The 17,688-nt window shown below is 67.5% G+C and carries 17 protein-coding genes; 9 read left to right on the top strand and 8 right to left on the bottom strand.

Going from position 1 to position 17,688, the window contains the following annotated elements:
• Nucleotides 1-56 precede the first annotated feature (56 nt).
• The gene (gene ltaE / locus FL344_RS05595; RefSeq protein ID WP_141617793.1) at nucleotides 57-1,082 is read left to right on the top strand and encodes a low-specificity L-threonine aldolase; all 1,026 of its coding nucleotides are present in this window, start codon (nucleotides 57-59) and stop codon (nucleotides 1,080-1,082) included.
• A gap of 101 nt (nucleotides 1,083-1,183) precedes the next feature.
• Entirely contained in the window at nucleotides 1,184-2,146 is a 963-nt protein-coding gene (locus FL344_RS05600; protein WP_141617794.1) for a M23 family metallopeptidase, read from the top strand.
• Between the two features lie 66 nt (nucleotides 2,147-2,212).
• On the opposite strand, the gene FL344_RS05605 is transcribed toward FL344_RS05600, so the two are convergent.
• Nucleotides 2,213-2,482, bottom strand: coding sequence for an HU family DNA-binding protein (locus tag FL344_RS05605; protein WP_002635502.1), 270 nt, complete (start codon nucleotides 2,480-2,482; stop codon nucleotides 2,213-2,215).
• A 325-nt stretch (nucleotides 2,483-2,807) separates the two neighbouring features.
• Between FL344_RS05605 and FL344_RS05610 the strand changes: the two genes are divergently transcribed.
• Nucleotides 2,808-4,424: a hypothetical protein gene (locus FL344_RS05610; protein ID WP_228564803.1), complete on the top strand. Its 1,617-nt coding sequence runs from the start codon at nucleotides 2,808-2,810 to the stop codon at nucleotides 4,422-4,424.
• 40 nt (nucleotides 4,425-4,464) lie between these two features.
• Here the strand turns inward: FL344_RS05610 and FL344_RS05615 are convergent, their stop codons facing one another.
• On the bottom strand, nucleotides 4,465-5,628 hold the full coding sequence (locus FL344_RS05615) for an alpha/beta fold hydrolase (protein ID WP_141617796.1): 1,164 nt from the start codon (nucleotides 5,626-5,628) through the stop codon (nucleotides 4,465-4,467).
• Between the two features lie 93 nt (nucleotides 5,629-5,721).
• Here FL344_RS05615 and pssA point away from each other — a divergent pair, with 93 nt between their 5' ends.
• The 4 genes from pssA to FL344_RS05635 all read left to right on the top strand — a co-directional run bounded on the left by pssA (nucleotide 5,722) and on the right by FL344_RS05635 (nucleotide 10,061).
• Nucleotides 5,722-6,588, top strand: coding sequence for a CDP-diacylglycerol--serine O-phosphatidyltransferase (pssA, locus tag FL344_RS05620; RefSeq protein ID WP_141593433.1), 867 nt, complete (start codon nucleotides 5,722-5,724; stop codon nucleotides 6,586-6,588).
• Nucleotides 6,589-6,699: 111 nt separating this feature from the next.
• The gene (locus tag FL344_RS05625; protein ID WP_141617797.1) at nucleotides 6,700-7,965 is read left to right on the top strand and encodes a CinA family nicotinamide mononucleotide deamidase-related protein; all 1,266 of its coding nucleotides are present in this window, start codon (nucleotides 6,700-6,702) and stop codon (nucleotides 7,963-7,965) included.
• Nucleotides 7,962-9,494 (top strand): hypothetical protein, encoded by a 1,533-nt coding sequence (locus tag FL344_RS05630; protein ID WP_141617798.1) that lies wholly within the window; start codon nucleotides 7,962-7,964, stop codon nucleotides 9,492-9,494. The genes FL344_RS05625 and FL344_RS05630 overlap by 4 nt, the downstream gene beginning before the upstream one ends.
• 57 nt (nucleotides 9,495-9,551) lie before the next feature.
• Entirely contained in the window at nucleotides 9,552-10,061 is a 510-nt protein-coding gene (locus FL344_RS05635; RefSeq protein WP_194863001.1) for a DUF1285 domain-containing protein, read from the top strand.
• Here FL344_RS05635 and recA read toward each other — a convergent pair.
• Nucleotides 10,058-11,086 (bottom strand): recombinase RecA, encoded by a 1,029-nt coding sequence (recA, locus tag FL344_RS05640; protein WP_141617800.1) that lies wholly within the window; start codon nucleotides 11,084-11,086, stop codon nucleotides 10,058-10,060. The two genes, FL344_RS05635 and recA, sit on opposite strands and share 4 nt — an antisense overlap.
• 294 nt (nucleotides 11,087-11,380) lie before the next feature.
• Between recA and FL344_RS05645 the strand changes: the two genes are divergently transcribed.
• On the top strand, nucleotides 11,381-12,766 hold the full coding sequence (locus FL344_RS05645; RefSeq protein ID WP_141617801.1) for an NAD(P)/FAD-dependent oxidoreductase: 1,386 nt from the start codon (nucleotides 11,381-11,383) through the stop codon (nucleotides 12,764-12,766).
• 15 nt (nucleotides 12,767-12,781) lie between these two features.
• Here the strand turns inward: FL344_RS05645 and FL344_RS05650 are convergent, their stop codons facing one another.
• Nucleotides 12,782-14,425, bottom strand: a complete 1,644-nt coding sequence (locus tag FL344_RS05650) for a YifB family Mg chelatase-like AAA ATPase (protein ID WP_141617802.1) — start codon at nucleotides 14,423-14,425, stop codon at nucleotides 12,782-12,784.
• Between the two features lie 197 nt (nucleotides 14,426-14,622).
• Between FL344_RS05650 and FL344_RS05655 the strand changes: the two genes are divergently transcribed.
• Nucleotides 14,623-15,297 (top strand): hypothetical protein, encoded by a 675-nt coding sequence (locus FL344_RS05655; protein ID WP_090484468.1) that lies wholly within the window; start codon nucleotides 14,623-14,625, stop codon nucleotides 15,295-15,297.
• Here FL344_RS05655 and FL344_RS05660 read toward each other — a convergent pair.
• The 4 genes from FL344_RS05660 to FL344_RS05675 all read right to left on the bottom strand — a co-directional run bounded on the left by FL344_RS05660 (nucleotide 15,198) and on the right by FL344_RS05675 (nucleotide 17,622).
• Nucleotides 15,198-15,821 (bottom strand): DUF2378 family protein, encoded by a 624-nt coding sequence (locus FL344_RS05660; protein ID WP_090484466.1) that lies wholly within the window; start codon nucleotides 15,819-15,821, stop codon nucleotides 15,198-15,200. The two genes, FL344_RS05655 and FL344_RS05660, sit on opposite strands and share 100 nt — an antisense overlap.
• A 78-nt stretch (nucleotides 15,822-15,899) precedes the next feature.
• Nucleotides 15,900-16,400, bottom strand: a complete 501-nt coding sequence (locus FL344_RS05665) for a biopolymer transporter ExbD (RefSeq protein WP_141617803.1) — start codon at nucleotides 16,398-16,400, stop codon at nucleotides 15,900-15,902.
• Nucleotides 16,400-16,816 carry a biopolymer transporter ExbD gene (locus FL344_RS05670; RefSeq protein WP_090484462.1) on the bottom strand — a complete coding sequence of 139 codons (417 nt, stop codon included), beginning with the start codon at nucleotides 16,814-16,816 and terminating at the stop codon, nucleotides 16,400-16,402. The genes FL344_RS05665 and FL344_RS05670 overlap by 1 nt, the downstream gene beginning before the upstream one ends.
• Before the next feature lie 122 nt (nucleotides 16,817-16,938).
• Nucleotides 16,939-17,622, bottom strand: coding sequence for a MotA/TolQ/ExbB proton channel family protein (locus tag FL344_RS05675; protein WP_090484460.1), 684 nt, complete (start codon nucleotides 17,620-17,622; stop codon nucleotides 16,939-16,941).
• Nucleotides 17,623-17,688: the final 66 nt, after the last annotated feature.

Consider the following 17,688-nt stretch of genomic DNA (forward strand, 5'->3'; position numbering starts at 1 on the left):
TGTCACACCGGCTGCGAGCCCAAGCACCGGTTGGACGCACCCATTCGGGGAGATTCATGAAGCGCATCGACTTCCGTTCCGACACCGTCACTCAGCCAACGGCCGCCATGCGGCGCGCCATCGCCGAAGCCGAAGTGGGGGATGACGTTTACGGTGAAGACCCCACCGTGCTCCGTCTGGAGGCACGAGTGGCCGAGCGGCTCGGCCTGGAGGCCGCCGTCTTCGTGCCCTCGGGGACGCAGGCCAACCAGTTGGCCATCGGCGCGCATTGCCGGGCGGGCGACGAGGTGCTCACCGAAGCAGGCAGCCACATCCTCCACTACGAAGGGGGCGCGGTGCCCGCCTTGTGGGGCGTGCAGCCGCAGCCGCTGCCAGGACAGCGCGGTCTGCTGTCGCCGGAGGACGTGAGCGCGGCCGTGCGCGAGGACAACATCCACAACCCGCGCACGCGCCTGCTGTCGCTGGAGAACACGCACAACCGGGGTGGTGGTTCGGTATGGCCGGTGGAGCGCTTCCGAGCCGTCGTGGAAGCGGCGCGCAAGGCGGGGCTGGCTGTCCACCTGGATGGAGCCAGGCTCTTCAACGCCGGTGTCGCCCTGGGCGTGCCGGTGTCCGCCTGGGCCGCGCTGACGGACACGACGTCCGTGTGTTTCTCGAAGGGCCTGGGCGCTCCGGTGGGCTCGGCCCTGGCGGGGCGCGCGGACGTCATTCGCGAGGCGCGCCGGCTGCGCAAGCGGCTGGGCGGTGGCATGCGGCAGGCAGGCATCCTGGCGGCGGCCGCGCTGCATGCACTGGAGCACCATGTCGAGCGGCTGGCGGATGACCATGCGAACGCCCGCAGGCTGGCCGCGGGGCTGGCGGAGCTGCCCGGCGTGAAGGTGGAGGCTTCGCGGGTGGAGACCAACATGGTCTTCGCGGAGTTCTCCCGGTCCGCTCTGGAGATGGTGGCGCGGCTGGAGCAGCACGGGGTCCTGACGAACCCCGCGGGGGCTCCTCGGACGCTGCGCCTCGTCACCCACCTGGATGTGTCCACTGCAGACATCGATGAAGCCCTGCAGCGCATCCGCCGCGCCGTGGGTTGAGCACACCCTTGGGGTGAAACGCGCGTCCGTGGACATCCCTGGGCGCGCACACGGGGTGGGGAAGGAGCGCTCCGGGCGGGCCATGGTAGGCTCGCACCGCCGTGCGCCGCCTCAGCCTCCTCGCCTTCGTTACAGCTTGTGCCTGCGCTACCCGTGGCGCGGAGCCGAAGATGAGTTTCGAGGAGCTCTACGCCACCTCGGCTTCGCAATCACGCGCGCCAGATGCAGCGCCTGCGCCCCTCCGAGTGCGCCCGCCCGCGCCGGAGACGGCTCCGGAGCTGCATGCCGTGCTCGCCGCCTTCGCGTCGCGAGCACAGGGCCTTCGTCAGCAGGTGGCGCGAGGCGGGACGATGCCCGCCGCCCAGGTGGAGAATTGGGAGCAGGTGACCTTCGCATTGGACGGCTTCCTGTCGCGTCCCGCGGCGCCGCGCGTCGGCTCGGGTGATTTGCTGCAGGCCCAGAGCGTCCTGGAGGCCGAGCTGGAGCGGGACGGCTTCACCTATGGCGACATGCCGGCCCCGCTGGCCGAGGCGGTGGTGTTGCGTGTGGGCCGGCTGGCGCTGCGCACCGCCGAGCTGCGCCGCCTGGAGCAGCCGCCCGAGCCTGCCGAGGAGTCGCTTCCGCGCTTCTCCTGGCCGGTGGATCCGGTGTCCGTCACCAGTCTCTTCGGCTACCGCTGGCACCCCGTGACAGGCGTGCACCGGCGCCACCTGGGCGTCGATCTGGCCGCGACGCAGGGCCAGCCCATCTACACGGCGGACAAGGGCGTGGTGCTGCGTGCGGGCCACAATGGCGACCATGGCCTCCAGGTGGAGGTCCAGCATGAGGGGCGCTGGGTGACGCGCTACAGCCACCTGTCCCGCGTGCTGGTGGACCCTGGCGAGGTGCTGGAGCGAGGCAACGCCGTGGGGCTCGCCGGGGAGACAGGGCTGGCCACCGGCGTCCACCTCCACTTCGAGCTGTGGCGTGACGGCCAGCCCATGGACCCGCTGGAGGCGCTGGTGGACGCGGAGCCGCCTCCGGAGCCCGTGCCGTCGGTGGCCCGTGGGCCCGTAAGCCGCTAGCCCGCAATGCAACAGGGGCGCCCCCTTCCAGGTGAGCGCCCCTGAGCGAAATCCCTCGGCGATGGCCTAGAGGGAGTTCTTCAGCTCCTTGGCGGGCCGGAAGCCGATCGTCTTCGACGCCTTGAGCTTCATCATCTCGTTGGTCTGGGGGTTGCGAATCTTGCGAGCCTTGCGCGACCGAACCGACCAGGTTCCAAAGCCGGGATAGCTGAAGCGGGCGTCTTTCTTCACCGCTTTACCGATATTGGTGAAGACGATGTCGAGGATCTGCGCCGCCGACTTCTTGGTGAGACGTGTCTGCGCCGCCACCACCTCGACGAGTTCTGCCTTGGTCATTACGCCCCTCCGTCCGTTGTCTGGCCTTGAAGTGCTTTAACCCGGCTGGTGGTAACAAATCGCTCTTTTCCCTGTCAATGCCGGCCGCGGTTTGAGGCCGGAAAATCGGCCTCCAGACGAAAAGTTGGCCCTCTGAAACACCGGGCGTAGGAAGAGGGTGGAGAGTCGCTTCCGATACATCATCACGACCCATCCGCAGTGAATTGGAAAAAGGCTGTGTGTGATCGTGTTTTGGAGAAAGTCTTTGGAATATTGATCACTTGCGAAGGGGGGCTGATCGCGGTCGCGTGAGCCCCGGCGGGAAGGCGCTAGGATGCTCGCTTGCGTGCGTTTTCGAACCTTCCTGCCTTTGATCCTGCTGCTCGCCAGCGCCTGCCGGAGCACTCCGCATCGCGGGGCGCAACCAGCCGCGTCGTCCCCGGCCTCTGGCACCCTCTGGGTGGACGCGGCTGGCGTGGAGCCTGGCGACGGCTCGCGTGAGCGCCCGCTGCGCCAGCTCGGCGAGGCACTGGCGCGGCCCGGAGTCCTGACCGTGCGGGTAGCCCCTGGGCGCTACACAGGGCCCTTCCTGATCCCATCCGGAGTTCGGGTGGAGGGGCAGGGGCCCGGGGTGGTGCTGCAAGCAGAGGGCGCTGCTCGCACGGTCCTTCTGGTGGGTGAGGGTGTGGGATTGTCGGATTTGGTCGTCCAGGGTGGGTTGTGGGGAATGGAGGTCACGGACGGCGGCCACGTCCGGCTGGCGCGGGTGGGCTTCAGCGGGCAGGTGACGGGAGCGGTGCGTGTGGAGGCCGGGCGGCTGGATGTGGAGGACAGCCGGTTCGAGGCGGCGCCAGCGGCCATGGTGGGGGTATTGCTGGAAAGCGGACGGGCCTCGTCTTCGGAGGGTGGCGAGCAATCGGCACCGCGCGGCGCCTCGTCCAAGCCCGAGGTGCTGTCGAACACGGACGGATCCATGCACGTACCTCACGACAGCGAGGCCGCCACGGATGCTGGAGCGCAGCAGGAAGGCCCGAGACATGCCGGAGCCACCGTGGAGGCGCACATCCGAGGAAGCTCCTTCACCGGCCCCTACCGTCGAGCCGTGCGGCTGCGCGGCGCGGACGTGCGGGCCACGTTGGAGGACCTCCAGTTCACGGGTGCCGCGACAGCAGTCGGCGTGGACGGTGCGTACGCTGAGGTGCGGCGCTCCACTGCGGAAGGCGGGCAGGCGGCGGCTTTCTCGGTGATGGACGGCACCCTCATCCTGGATGAGGTCTCCGTGACGGGGCACGAGTACGGCGTGTCCGCCATGCAAGCACGCAGGCTCGATGTGCACCGCTTCACGTCGGTGCGGGCCATTCGGGCCGGAATGGGGCTGCTGATGTCACGCGTCCGGCTCCGGGACATCGTGGTGCGGGACAGCGGCGCCTATGGCGGGCTTCAGTTCTCGGGCGGGGACCTGGACGTCCAGGGCGTTCGGGTGGACGGCGCCGCCGAGTACGGGGTGATGGTGCTGCGTGGGAAGCTGCGGCTTCGTGACGTGGACATCCGCCGGGTGCACACGGCGGACGGTGTCACCGGGGATGGCCTGCACCTGCGTCAGGTCGAAGCGGACGTGGAGGGCGTCGTGGTGCGAGATGCACAGGGGGCGTGTGTCCTCGCGGCGCAGAATGCCCGCGTGTCACTGCGGGGCGCGAAGCTGGAGACCTGCGGGTACGTGGGCCTGCTATCGGACACCCTGGCGCGTATGAACGCCGTCAACGTGGACATTCAAGGGGCGGCGACGGCGCTGGGCGCTCTGGGAGACGGAGAGCTGCGTGTGGAATCCCTCTCCGCGAGTGGCCTGGAGACGGGGTTCGTCCATGCCGAGTGCGAAGGCGCCACGCAGGTGTACCTGAAGAAATTTCGCTCTGAGGACACGCGGGGCCTCTCGGCGCGCTGTGTCCACGCCAGTCCGAAGTGAACCGGCACGACAGCCACGGTTACTCCCTCCCGCTAGATGCTTACGGGACGGAGCGCTCCGGCTCGCGAGGCTCTTCTTCCACTGGGTTGAGAGCGGGGGCGGTGATGGCGGCGGGCAGGGCGGAGGCATGGCGCTCCAGCCACTCGCGGATGACGGGATAGACCTCCGACGGCGCGCCGGTGCCGAAGATGAGGTCCCCGTGCCCGTAGTTCATCTTGTCGCCATGGTCCGTGCCGAAGATATGCAGTGTGCGGTCGGGCGCGGTGGCGAGCGCGAACTGCGACTCCACGTTGGCCGGTGTGGCCAGCCGGTCCGAACTGCCACCCATGATGAGCAGCGGAAGCTGGAGCTGTGCGATGCCAGCGCGCCAGTCCTTTGTGCGGTCGAAGGAGCGGAACATGTCGTGCTCAATCCAGTCCTGGAACTGAAGCAGCACCTTGCGGCTCATCGACGACATCATGTTCGCGTAGACCTGCCGCTGGATGCGCGGGGGGATGTGCTTGGGGTTCACCAGCAGGTCCGACAGGGGCAGGGTGATGTAGCCCAGGAACGGCGCGAGGCTGGCGCTCATCCACTCCTGCCGGAAGCGTGCGGGCCAGGCGGCACGGACGCCCATGGAGATGAGCGTGCGCAGGAAGGGCTCCGACTTGAAGTGCACGGGAGCGCCCAGCGCGAGCAACCCCGCAAGCTTCTCCCCGTGCGGGCCTTGCGCGACGCCGTAGCCCACCAGCCCGCCCAGGGAATGGCCGAGCCAGAAGGCGCATTTCGCACCCGTCTCCTTCAACGCCAGCTCCAGCAGCGCGGGTCCATCCTGGAGGATGTGGTCGTCGATGGTGAAGTCCGTGTACCTCCGACCTCGAGGCGGCCTGCGTGAGTGCCCGGTGCCGCGCCACTCGACGCTGAAGCAGTCGAAGCCCGCTTCGGTCAGGTAGTGCGCGACGGAATAGGGGGGCTCGAAGTCGAAGGTGAAACGGTTCGCCGCGAGCCCGTGACACAGCAGCACGGGCTCCTCGAATCGGCGCACGGCCGCGCGTCGCGCGTGAATCACCAGCTCCCATCCGTCCTCGCAGCGGGCGCGGAGGACCTGGGGCAACTCCGCCCTGGGTCGGTACCATCGTCGCACGGCCACGACCCAAAGGACGTTCCACAGAACGAGTGCGACCCCGGCGACCAGTACCCACACCACCCACCGCGAAGCATCCATGCATCCTCCTCTTCAAAAATAAAACCCTGCTAAGGTCGGTTCACCCGCCGTCCTGCCGCCGGGAAGTCACGGCCATCAGAGGAAGTCGAGGGAATGATGAAGTTGCGGAAACTGATGTTCGTGCTGCCGAATCTCTTCACCGTCACGTCCATTTTCTGCGGCTTCTACGCCATCACCTTGTGCACGGGGGACGCCGAACCGGTGCAGCTGTACCAGGCGGCCCTGGCCATCTTCTTCGCCATGTTCTTCGACGGCTTCGATGGCCGGGTGGCCCGGTTGACGAAGACGCAGAGCGACTTCGGCGTGCAGCTCGACAGTCTGGCGGACGTCATCTCCTTCGGAGCGGCGCCCTCTCTCCTGGTGTACAAGTGGGCGCTCGAGCCCCTGGGCTTCATGGGGCTGTTCATCGCGTTCTCCTTCGCGGCCTGTGGTGCATTGCGTCTGGCGCGCTTCAACGTGCTGGCGGCTCGCAACCCGCACGGAGGCGGTGGCAGCTTCTTCGTGGGCCTGCCCATCCCCGTGGCGGCCGGAATGCTGGTCTCCGTCATCATCTCCCACCATGCGGCGACGCAGGGGGAGCCCCTGGCCGAGAGCGCCGTGGTGCCCATGGCGGTGGCGGTGGCGGGCCTGGCGCTGCTGATGGTGTCGACGGTGCGCTACCGCACCTTCAAGGACACGCGTCCCAACCGGAAGAGCGCGCTGGCCTTCATGCTCGTGGTGGTGGGCGGCACGGTGATCGCCACGCAGTTGCACCCGGCCTGGGTGCTGGTGGCGTGCTGCGGCGCCTACCTGGCGCTGGGGCTGGTGGAGTCGGCGGTGCTGGTCCGCAGCCGGCTGGCCGCTCGCAAGGGGGCGGCCCCCTGCGCGGTGGCCGCGGTCGCGGTGGCCACGGTCATCGACGACGAGGAAGAAGAGGACGCGGAGTCCAGCCAGGGCAACGACGGGCCCGCGTACCTCTGACCTGGAGGACGCTGTTTCCCGCTCGGCCCCCTTCCAGACCAGGGGGCGTTGCGGCTTGAGTGCGCTTCGGTCCGTGCCCAGCCGTCCGGCTGCCGCTAGGATGCGCGGCCCATGCGCGTCGAGCTGCTGTGCACCGGTGACGAGCTCGTCACCGGCCTCATTACGGACACGAACAGCACGTACCTGGAGGCCCGCCTCTTCGACCTTGGCGTCAAGGTGGAGCGTGTGGTCCTGGTGGGTGACGTGCGGCCGGACATCACCCAGGCGCTGAAGGAAGCCGCGTCGCGAGCGGACGTGGTGGTGGTTTCGGGGGGCCTGGGGCCCACGGCGGACGACTTCACCCTCGAATGTGCCGCGGAGGCCGCGGGCGTGCCGCTGGAGGAGGATGCCCAGGTCCTCGACTGGCTGCACCAGCGCTACGCCGCGCGAGGCCTGTCGCCCAACCCGAGCGCCCTGCGCATGGCCCGCGTCCCCCGGGGCTCCGAGCCCGTGAGGAACCCCGAGGGCTCCGCGCCGCTCGTCGTGATGAAGCTGGGTGGCGCCCAGTTGTTCTTCCTTCCGGGGGTGCCCCGTGAGTTCAAGGCGCTTTTGGAAGGCGAGGTACTGCCGCGGATCCGCGCGGCGCTGGACGCCCGCCCCGAGCGCACCTACCGGGCCTTCCGGCTGCTGCGCACGGTGGGCATTCCGGAGTCGGAGCTCGACATGGCGGTTGCCCCCATGGGCCCCCGGCATCCCCGCATCGTGTTCGGCTTCCGCACCCACGCCCCCGAAAACCACCTGAAGCTGATGGCGGAGGCCTCCTCCCAATCGGAGGCGGATGCCGCGCTCGCCGCCGTGGAGGCGGAGTGCCGCCAGATGCTGGGAACGAAGCTCTTCGGTGTGGACTCGGAAGCGTACGCCGCGGTGGTCCTCGAAACGCTTCGTCGGGCGGGCGCCACGCTGGCGGTGGCGGAGAGCTGCACCGGCGGCCTCATCGCCCAGCAGCTCACGGCCGTGCCGGGCTCCAGCGAGGTCTTCATCGGCGGCGCGGTGGTGTACTCGGAGAAGATGAAATCCGCATGGGTGGGCGTTCCTCTCGACGTGCTCGCACGGCACACCGCTGTCTCGCGCGAGACGGCCGAGGCCATGGCGGAGGGCGTGCGCGATGCCTGTGGCACGACCTACGGCCTGTCGGTGACGGGATACGCCGGCCCTGGCGGCGGCACGCCGGAGGACCCCGTGGGCACCGTGTACTGCGCGCTGTCGGCGCCTGGCGTGCCCACCCGTTGTGAGCGCATCTCTGTCACCGGCGACCGCGACCGCGTGCGCCTGTTCGCCGCTTCCCACACGCTTGAAATGCTGCGGCAGCACCTGCTCGCCGCGCCCGCTACCCCATGAGCCGTTCCAAGTCCAAGCGCCCCCGTCCGCCCTCCTCCGAGCCGGGAGCTTCCGAACCGACCGCGCCAGGAGCGCCCGCTGTTGCGCCCGTCGCTCCGCACCAGGAGGCGGGGCCCGCAGCCACCAGCGCGCCAGTCCCTTCCGCCGAGCCCGAAGCCGCCCCGCCTTCGGTGTCACCGCCCGCGTCCTCACCGGGCACCCCCGTGTCGGGAGGGCTGCCGCTGAACGTCGCGCGTGTGTGGCTGTCCGCCTACCGCGTGGAGGTGGTGCTGTTCGTGGTCGCCTTCGTGGTGCTCGCCAGCTTCAGCTCCCAGCGCTTCCTGCGCCAGAGCGCCGCGCCTCACTTCGTCTATCAGGCCCAGGCGTGGATGGAGGGGCGGCTGGACGTGGACCCGCAGGTGCTGCCCAACATGGAGGACTGGGCCTGCGTCCGCATGGTGAACGGCGAGAAGGTCCGTTGCTCCGGACGCCCGCTCCCAACGGACCGCTGGTTCGTGAGCTTCCCGTCCTTCCCCGCGGTGGCGATGTTGCCCTTCGTCGCACTGCACGGCTACCAGTTCAACGACACCTCGTTCGGAGTCATCGTCGGTGCGCTGGCGGTGGCGCTCTTCTTCTCGTTGCTGCGCTTCCTGGCGAAGGAAGGGGAGACGGAGCGCAACCGCAACGAGAACGTGGCCCTGGCGCTCATCCTCGCCTTCGGCACCCTGTTCTTCTACTGCGCCATCCGGGGAGAGGTCTGGTTCAGCGCCGAGGTGATGGGTGTGGCGCTCACCTGTCTCTACGTGCGCAACGCCGTCCGGGCGCATCGTCCGCTGCTCGCGGGTCTGTTCTTCTCCATGGCGACGCTCACGCGGACGCCCTTGCTCTTCACGGGGCTCTTCTTCGTGCTGGAGGCGCTGTGTCCCGGGCCGGAGCCTCGCCTGGCGCAGCTCAAGGCCCTGGCGCGGAACTGGAAGCCCGCCGCGAAGAAGCTGGGGCTCTTCACGTTGGGCGCCGCGCCGCTGGCGGGGCTCGCGGCCGCGTACAACGTCTACCGCTACGGCCGGCTGAGCGAGTTCGGGCACGCATACCTCTTCAACAACCGCGTCAACGCGGACATCGACCGCACGGGGCTCTTCAATTGGGAGTACCTGCCACGAAACCTGGAGGCGGCCTTCCTCAAGCTGCCCTCGGTGTCCTTGTCTCCGCTGAAGCTGGGCTATGACCCGCACGGGCTGACGCTGCTGCTGACGCTGCCGCTGCTCGTCTTCCTGTTGGTGCCGAAGACGCGCCCGCGCCTGCATTGGCCGGTGTGGCTCACCGTGGCGGTGTGCGCGCTGCCCGGGCTCTTCTATCAGAACACCGGTTACATGCAGTTCGGCTTCCGGTTCAGCCTCGACTACACGCCCTACCTCCTCCTGCTCTTCGCATTGGGGGGCTGGTCCCTGCGGAATCGGGCGGTGATGGCCGCGGTGGCGCTTGGCGTGCTGGTGAACTTCTGGGGAGCTGTGGCTTTTCGTGGCTACACGGAACTTGTTCGGAACTGGTAGCGCCCCACGTTTCATGGGCTTGAATCCTTCGCGCTCCACGCGCAGATGAGAGACGTCATGCAACCACCCACTGGACAGCCGCCTCCCGGCAAGCGCTGGCACACCCGTGAGGACAGCGGCATCCGCCTCGACGCCAGGATGCGCTGGTGGCACGACGACGAGCCCATCCTCCATCCCAAGATCATCGAGCTCTTCAACGCCTCGCTCGTGCTGGATGACGCGGACCGCTACCAGCTCCGCATTGGCAACGACTGGTGCTTCATCCAGGTGGAAGGCGCCGCCTACGAGGTCCGGACGGTGGACGTCACCCCCGATGAGCGGTTGTCCGTGCGCCTGAGCGACCGCACCGCCGAGGCGCTGGACGTCGCCAGCCTGCATCTGGACGCGGACGGCGTGTTGTCCTGCCGAGTGAAGCAGGGGCGGGCCCAGGCGCGCCTCTCGCGCGACGCGCAGTACCAACTCGGACAGCTCCTGGAGGAAGGGCCCGACGGCGGGCTCGTGCTGAATGTCGGTCAGCGCAAGCTCGCCGTCCCGGTCGAACTGGACGCGTTGGCGTCCTCCGTCTAGGCCGCGACCTCCACCGGCGCGGGCGAGGAGGGCAGGGCGGAAGTCCCCGTAAGCTCCTTGCCCAGCGCTTCCAGCACGTCGGGATGTTCGCGCAGCCACTCGGCGGCGCGCTCCCGGCCCTGGCCGATGCGCTCTCCGCGCAGGCTGAAGTGGCTCCCCGACTTCTCGATGAGGCCCGTGGCCACGCCGAGGTCGAGCACTTCCCCCACGCGGTGGATGCCGCTGCCGTACATGAGGTCGAACTCCGCTTCCTGGAAGGGCGGGGCGACCTTGTTCTTCACCACCTTCACGCGGGCCTTCGAGCCCACGACGGCATCGCCGTCCTTGATGTTGCCCGTGCGGCGAATCTCCATCCGCACGGATGCGTAGAACTTCAGCGCATTGCCACCCGTGGTGGTTTCCGGATTGCCGAACATCACGCCAATCTTCATCCGAATCTGGTTGATGAAGATGATGCAGGTGCCTGAGCGGCTCACCGCGCCCGTCAGCTTGCGCAGCGCCTGACTCATCAGCCTCGCCTGGACGCCCATGTGCGCGTCCCCCATCTCGCCCTCGATTTCGGCCCGTGGCACCAGGGCCGCCACCGAGTCGACGACGATGAGGTCCACCGCGCCGGAGCGCACCAGGTGCTCCGTGATTTCCAGCGCCTGTTCGCCGGTGTCGGGTTGCGATACGAGCAACTCCTCCACACGGACGCCCAGCTTTCGCGCGTAGGACACATCCAGCGCGTGCTCCGCGTCGATGAAGGCCGCCACGCCACCCGCCGCCTGGACCTGTGCAATCGCATGCAGGGTGAGCGTCGTCTTGCCCGAGGACTCGTTCCCGAAGACCTCCACCACACGGCCCCGGGGATAGCCGCCCACGCCCAGCGCGCGGTCCACTCCCACCGAGCCGGAGGGGATGACGGCGACCTTCTGTTCGCGTGCTTCCCCGCCCAACGTCATCACCGAGCCTCGTCCGAACTGCTTCTCGATGCTCGCCACCGCCGCCGCCACCGCCTTCAGCTTCTCCGCCAGCTTGCTCATCGCGTCTGTCACTCCCTCGCCGCCCTTGCTGTGTTGGATGCCGCCTCCAGGGACGCCGTCATGGCGCCGCCAGCGCGGCGTACAGGCAGGTGAGCAACACCTGTGCCGCCCGCTCCTCCCGCTGAGAGACGGGAGTGCAGGTGTCCGGGTACGTGGCTGTGTGTCCAGGAGTGCGGAGTGTGCGCTCGCCACTCCGGCAGTCGGATGAGAAACAAGCATGGGAGCCCATGCTTGGCGGCATGGCGCATGGCGCTTTGCGTTGAAGATGGGCTGGACGGGTATGACCTTCCCTGCGTGAGCCCGAAATCAAAGCGCGAAGACCTGCCCCACGTGGTCATCCTCGGCGGTGGTTTTGCCGGCCTCTACGCCGCCCGCCATCTCTACAAGGCACCCGTGCGCGTCACGATGGTGGACCGGCAGAATCACCACCTGTTCCAGCCTCTGCTCTACCAGGTCGCCACGGCGACGCTGAGTCCCAGCGAGATTGCGGCGCCGCTCCGGGCGGTGCTGGGGCACCATCAGGTGGCGGTGGTGCTGGCGGAAGTGACGGGCGTGGATACGGCTGGCAAGCGCGTGCTGCTCTCCGACGGAGAGCTGAACTACGACTACCTCGTCATCGCTACGGGGGCCACACACTCCTACTTCGGCAATGACGCCTGGGCTCAGTTCGCCCCCGGCCTGAAGTCCATCGAGGACGCGCTGGCGATTCGCCGGCGGATCCTGGTGGCCTTCGAGCTGGCGGAGCGGGAGACGGACCCGGAGATTCGCCGCTCGCTACTCAACTTCGTCATCATCGGCGCCGGACCCACGGGGGTGGAGCTCGCGGGCTCGTTGGCGGAAATCAGCCGGCATTCGCTTCATGGCGACTTCAGGAACTTCGATCCGCGGGACGCGCGCATCATCCTCATCGAGGGCGTGGACAAGGTCCTGCCCGTCTATCCGGATGACCTGTCACAGAAGGCCTGCCGCACACTCGAGAAGCTGGGGGTAGAGGTCCGTACGGGAGCTCGGGTCACCAACATCACCGAGCAAGGGGTCTTCATCGGGCAGGAGTTCATCCCCGCGAGGACGGTATTGTGGGCCGCGGGCGTGGCGGCATCGCCGGTGGCGAAGTCGCTGGGCGTCGAACTCGACCGGTCCGGGCGCGTGCTCGTCACTCCTGAGCTGACCGTGCCGGGCCACGACGATGTCTTCGTCGTCGGTGACCTGTCCTTGCTCAAGGATGCGGAGGGCAAGCCGGTGCCAGGCCTTGCTCCCGTGGCCATGCAGGAAGGCAAGCACGCCGCCCACAACATCCGCCGCCAGTTGCAGGGCAAGCCGATGACGCCCTTCTCGTACTGGGACCGCGGCTCCTATGCGGTGATTGGCCGAGGCCACGCGGTGGGCATTGCCTTCCGCAGCTTCAAGCAGGCGGGCTTCGGTGCCTGGATGGCCTGGCTGCTCATCCACATCACCTTCCTCATCGGCTTCCGTAGCAGGCTGGCGGTGCTGCTCAACTGGGCCTACTCGTACCTGACGTTTGGCAAGTCGGCGCGCATCATCACCGGCCCTTCGCCTCGCCTGGACCGGCTCCAGCCCACCCACGCCTTGCCGGAGGGTGGGCAGACACCGTCCATCCCGGAGCCCCGCTTCCAGACGACGGCGTCTCACGTGGAGCCCGCGACGACCGGGACGCACTGACGCGCGCGATGGCCCTCAGCCATCCAGGTCCTCCAGCGGGCTGGCCCTGCCGGAAGGTCCGGTGTTCCGCCAGGCGGCGTCCTCCGGCGGAGGGGCAGGGCGGGCTCCGTGAAGCTTGCCTTGCATCGCCCCTCGCCGGTCCAGCATGCGGCAGTTGATGGCGAGCTGCATGTCGGTCTGCTCGATGCGGTCGCGTCCCTCGAGGTCCGCCCGTGTAAGCGCCAGTTTCATGATGCGGTCATGGGCTCGCGCGGACAGGCCGAACATCCGCACCGCTTGCTGCAGCATGTGCTCGGCCCGTTCGCTCATGGCGCAGTACCGGCGCAGCAGGTGCGAGGGAAGCTGCGCGTTGCAGTGGATTCCCGGCTCATCGCGATAGCGGGCGCGTTGACGCTCGCGCGCGACCTGGGCCCGCTCGCGGTAGTAGCGGCTCGAGGGCTCTTGGACCGTCGAGCGGGCCATGTGGTGATACTCCACCGGGCGCGTCTGCAGGCTGATGTCGATGCGGTCCAACAGGGGCCCGCTTACGCGCGTCATGTAGTCGAAGACGCGCTGCTCGCCGCAAGTGCAGGAGCGGCTGGGAACGTTGTAGTAGCCGCAGGGGCAGGGGTTCATCGCGGCCACCAACATGACCCGGCAGGGATAGGTGATGTTCTGGTTGGCGCGTGCCAGGTGGATGACGCCTTCCTCCATGGGCTGGCGCAGAACCTCCAGCACGTTCCTCCGGAACTCTGGAAGCTCGTCGAGGAAGAGCACGCCGTTGTGCGCCAACGAGAGTTCGCCAGGCCTCGCCGAGAGGCCGCCGCCAACCAGGCCTGCGTCGGAGAGGGTGTGGTGGGGCGCGCGGAACGGGCGCTCGCGCATCAACGCGTGGCCTTCGCCCAGCAAGCCCAGCACCGAGTAGACCTTCGTCACCTCCATGGCCTCGGTGAACGTCATCTCCGGAAGGATGCCGGGCAGGCGCCGCGCCAGCATCGTCTTCCCCGAGCCCGGTGGCCCGGACATCAAGACGTTGTGGCCCCCCGCCGCGGCGATTTCGAGGGCGAGCTTCAGGTCGGCCTGCCCGCGGACATCGGACATGTCAGGCGCCTGTCCCGTGGGCGCCAGAAGACTGGGTTCACGTTGCCGCGTGTACGGCGTGATGTTGCAGGCTCCCGTCAGGTGGTTGACCGCCTCCCGCAGGGTCTTCACGGGAAAGACGCGCAGTTCTTCGACGAGCGCGGCCTCCGCGGCATTGGCCCAGGGCACCATGACGCCTTCGAAGCCACCGTTGAGCGCCGCCACCGCCAACGGAAGCACTCCTTTGATGGGACGGAGCGTGCCGTCCAGGGACAGCTCGCCTCCGAAGAGAAGCCGTTCCAGCGGGGCTTCATCCATCAGTTTCGCCGCCGCTAGGACGCCCAATGCAATCGGCAGCTCGAACGCCGCGCCTTCCTTCTTCAAGTCCGCGGGCGCCAGATTCACGGTGATTCGCTTCTGGGGAAGCTCGAAGCCCGTGTTCTTCAGCGCGGAGATGACGCGGACCTTCGATTCCCGGACCGCGCCCTCTGCCTGCCCCACGACGTTGAAGTAGGGGAGGCCGAGCGCCATGTCGACCTCACACTCCACCACCACCACGTCGATACCCATCAACGCCCCCGACCGCACCCTCGCCAACATGTCCCGTCCTCTCGCCGTGCAGCGCGAAGTCCTTGAGCAATGCACGTACCGGGGCCCACCCCAGGCGTAGGCCCGCGCTCGCCAATCCGCGCCGACGGATGCCCATCCCAGCCTCGGGAGCTTGAGTTTCAGCCCCGTGGTATTTGTGAAGCCAGGGCTAGCCATGCCCTGACGAGTCCGGTAGCGTTTCACCCACCTTGGGGGACGCTATGGGGGCAAAGGCCGCAGTGGAATCGGGGGTCGTTCAGCAGCGCCGGCAGGTTCGTATCCGCCGGGCGGACATCAAGCGTGGCCAACGGATGAAGGTGGCGTTTGGCGTGTTCCGCTTCTGCCTCTACGGCATGGTGGGGCTCAGCGCCGAAATCTTCTTCTACAACCTGGTGCGCATCGCCCAGCACGTGCCGTTGCTGGAGGCGCTCTTCCGCTTCCAATGGCGCGTGGACGACCGGTTGGGGCTCAACGCTATCTGGGATACGCCCATCTCCACGGCGTATGGACAGTGCTCGCTGTGGATGTTCGTCATCTACGGCGTGGCGTGCTTCTTCTTCATCGAGCCGCTCTATCGCTGGATGCTGTACCAGCACACGGGCTTGCGAGCCGCTGTGTACGGCGTGGTCATCCTGCTCTTTGAAGGCTTCTCCGGCGTCATGCTGGAGCGGCTCACGGGATACCGCATCTGGTACTACGCGGATACCGGCGCCATTCTCTGGCAGATGACCTCGCTCTACATCCTGCCCATCTGGATGGTGACGGGCCTGCTGGCGGAGTTCATCTACAGGGAGCTGATGGACCCCGACCTCCTGGCGGCCTTGGAGTCTCCGCTGCCCGCCACGCCGGAAGAGACCGAGGCCTCGTTCCAGTTGATTCGGTAGACGCAGGCGTGGCCGTCGTAGCCGGACATCTCGATGACGATGTCCTGCGCACCGGCCACCCGCAGCCCCGCGTGGATGATGCCCGCGGTGAAGGCAGGGTAGGGGCCTACTTCGTTCATCCAGAGCTCGAACTGGGTGGGCCCCAGCTCACGCAGCTTGGATTCCGTGTAGTTGTTGCCAGCCCGGAAGTTCTGCGTGGCCCGCATCAGCGTCCTGCGGGGCCCCAGCACGCGAAGCAATGAGAGGACGGCGCGTCCCAGCATCGTCTCGCGGAAGCCTTCGATATAGGCCTCTCCCAGCTTCCAGGTGCCCTGCTCGAGCGGGAGTTGGGGAAAGAGCTCCTCCGACGTGATGCGAAGGAACGTCATCCACGCGTCGAAGGTGTAGGCCGGCCGGAGCTTCTGCTCCACATCGAGCCCTGCCTGCCGCAGGCGTGCCTTGCACTCTGGCGTCAGGCGCCCGTGCAGTGCCCGCAGGAACAGGGCTTCGATGGTCTGCTCAAAAATGAGAAGCTCGTCGGCCATGAGGAGTGAACTCTAGCCGACGAGCTTCTCGATGTGAACCACGTACCCACCCGGAGCGTAGGCTCCGGAAGAGGAGTTTCAGGGCGTGGGTGCGGGGGGCAGGGCCGGCGTATCGACCGACGTGCCCTGGATGATGGCGTTCTGTGGCAGCTCCGTGGCCATGCCCAGCACTTTCGCACCAGCGGCCTTCGCGCCGTCCAGCGCGGTGATGAGCCGCCCGTAGTTGGTGGCGTCATCCGCCATGAAGAAGACGACTTTGTCGTCGGCCTTCTTGGCGGCCAGCATGCGCTTGAGCCGCGTCACGTAGTCGGCGGGGGCAATCTTCTCCGTGTTGATGGAGTAGCCACCGTCCTTGTCGAGCTGCACCACCAACTGCTGGTCGTCCGGGTCGGGAGGCGTCGGCTCCTGTTCGACCTCGGTGTCCGGCACGCGCACCACGATGTCCTTCTCGAGGAGCGGCGTGACGACCATGAAGATGATGAGGAGCACCAGCACCACGTCGACCAGCGGCGTGACGTTGATCTCCGAGTTCGGCTGCGCCTGGGGCTTGACCCACTGTCGTTGCTTGCGGCCGGCCATTACTTCTTCTCCTCGACGCCCAGGGAGATCTGCTTGGCCTTGGACTTGCGGGCCACGTCCAGCACCTTGCGCACGTCACCAACGCTGAGCGCGTTGTCGCCCTTGAGCAGGATCTTCTTGCCTGGATCCTTCAACATCTCCTCGGTGAGCTTCTCCTGGAGCCCTTTCTCATCCACCTGGTCGTTCTCCACGAACACCTTCTTGTCCGGGGTGATGGAGAGGATGAGCGGGTCGGATTCCTTCCCTTTTCCTTCCTTCTCGATCTCGGTGGCCTTCGGGAGCTCCACGGACTTGCCACGCTGGAGCATCGGGGTGACGACCATGAAGATGATGAGGAGTACCAGCACCACGTCGACCAGCGGCGTGACGTTGATGTCGCTCTTGACGCTCCCCTTGGGGCCTGCTGACATTCCCATGTCTTTACCTGTTTCCTGGTAAGGTGCCCGCCTTCACGGTGGGCCTCCAGCGCCCCGAAGAAGAGCTGGAGACAGGGTCACCGTGAAGGGCATCGGGTCGTCCCCGACTCGCCCGGGACAGCTCAGGCGGCGTTCGAGGAGTGCGCGCCACCACCCAGGTGGCGGGCAACCACGTCCAGGAACTCGTTGGACGACTCGGAGATATCCACCGAGCGCGCGTCCACCCAGCCCTGCAGGAAGTTGTACGCCATCACCGCGGGGATGGCCACGAGCAGACCGAAGGCCGTGGTGATGAGCGCCTCGGCGATACCGGCGGAGATGGTGCCGAGACCACCGGAGCCCGCCTGCGCCATCAGCTGGAAGGCGTTGACGATACCCATCGTGGTGCCGAGCAGACCGACGAACGGCGCCGTGGAGCCGACCGTGGCCAGCAGACCCAGACCGCGCTTCATGCTCTGGACCTCACGCTGCGCCTGACGCTCCAGCGCGCGCGCCACCGACTCCACCGCCACGTCCTTATTGTTCGGGCTGATCCGGTACGCCGTCAGTCCGGAGTTGATCACCCGGCCCAGGTGGCCCACATCCTTGCCCAGGTTGGTGTTGGCGGCCGTGTTCAGGTCGCCTTTGGCCAGGATGGCACCCATCTTCGCGGCGAAGTTGCGGCTGTCAGACCGGGTCTTGCGGAAGACAATCATGCGCTCCGCCAACACGACCAGCGAGGCGATAGACATGATGCCCAGGGTGAAGATGATCATGCGGGCGAAGAGGCCCGTGTGATCCCAGATTTCTGCGAGAGTGAATTGCATGGTTGGGTTGAGCGCTCCTCCTCACGAGCGCGGGGTAGTCAGCAATACGCCTCGAGACGACGCGCC

It is taken from the genome of Myxococcus sp. AB036A (assembly GCF_006547355.1).
Taxonomy (GTDB): domain Bacteria; phylum Myxococcota; class Myxococcia; order Myxococcales; family Myxococcaceae; genus Myxococcus; species Myxococcus virescens.

Coding starts and splice junctions, on each gene's coding strand:
- ltaE (WP_141617793.1), top strand. CDS start 57: ATGAAGCGCATCGACTTCCGTTCCGACACCGTCACTCAGCCAACGGCC.
- FL344_RS05605 (WP_002635502.1), bottom strand. CDS start 2,482: ATGACCAAGGCAGAACTCGTCGAGGTGGTGGCGGCGCAGACACGTCTC.
- FL344_RS05615 (WP_141617796.1), bottom strand. CDS start 5,628: ATGGATGCTTCGCGGTGGGTGGTGTGGGTACTGGTCGCCGGGGTCGCA.
- pssA (WP_141593433.1), top strand. CDS start 5,722: ATGATGAAGTTGCGGAAACTGATGTTCGTGCTGCCGAATCTCTTCACC.
- FL344_RS05625 (WP_141617797.1), top strand. CDS start 6,700: ATGCGCGTCGAGCTGCTGTGCACCGGTGACGAGCTCGTCACCGGCCTC.
- FL344_RS05630 (WP_141617798.1), top strand. CDS start 7,962: ATGAGCCGTTCCAAGTCCAAGCGCCCCCGTCCGCCCTCCTCCGAGCCG.
- FL344_RS05635 (WP_194863001.1), top strand. CDS start 9,552: ATGCAACCACCCACTGGACAGCCGCCTCCCGGCAAGCGCTGGCACACC.
- recA (WP_141617800.1), bottom strand. CDS start 11,086: ATGAGCAAGCTGGCGGAGAAGCTGAAGGCGGTGGCGGCGGCGGTGGCG.
- FL344_RS05650 (WP_141617802.1), bottom strand. CDS start 14,425: ATGTTGGCGAGGGTGCGGTCGGGGGCGTTGATGGGTATCGACGTGGTG.
- FL344_RS05660 (WP_090484466.1), bottom strand. CDS start 15,821: ATGGCCGACGAGCTTCTCATTTTTGAGCAGACCATCGAAGCCCTGTTC.
- FL344_RS05665 (WP_141617803.1), bottom strand. CDS start 16,400: ATGGCCGGCCGCAAGCAACGACAGTGGGTCAAGCCCCAGGCGCAGCCG.
- FL344_RS05670 (WP_090484462.1), bottom strand. CDS start 16,816: ATGGGAATGTCAGCAGGCCCCAAGGGGAGCGTCAAGAGCGACATCAAC.
- FL344_RS05675 (WP_090484460.1), bottom strand. CDS start 17,622: ATGCAATTCACTCTCGCAGAAATCTGGGATCACACGGGCCTCTTCGCC.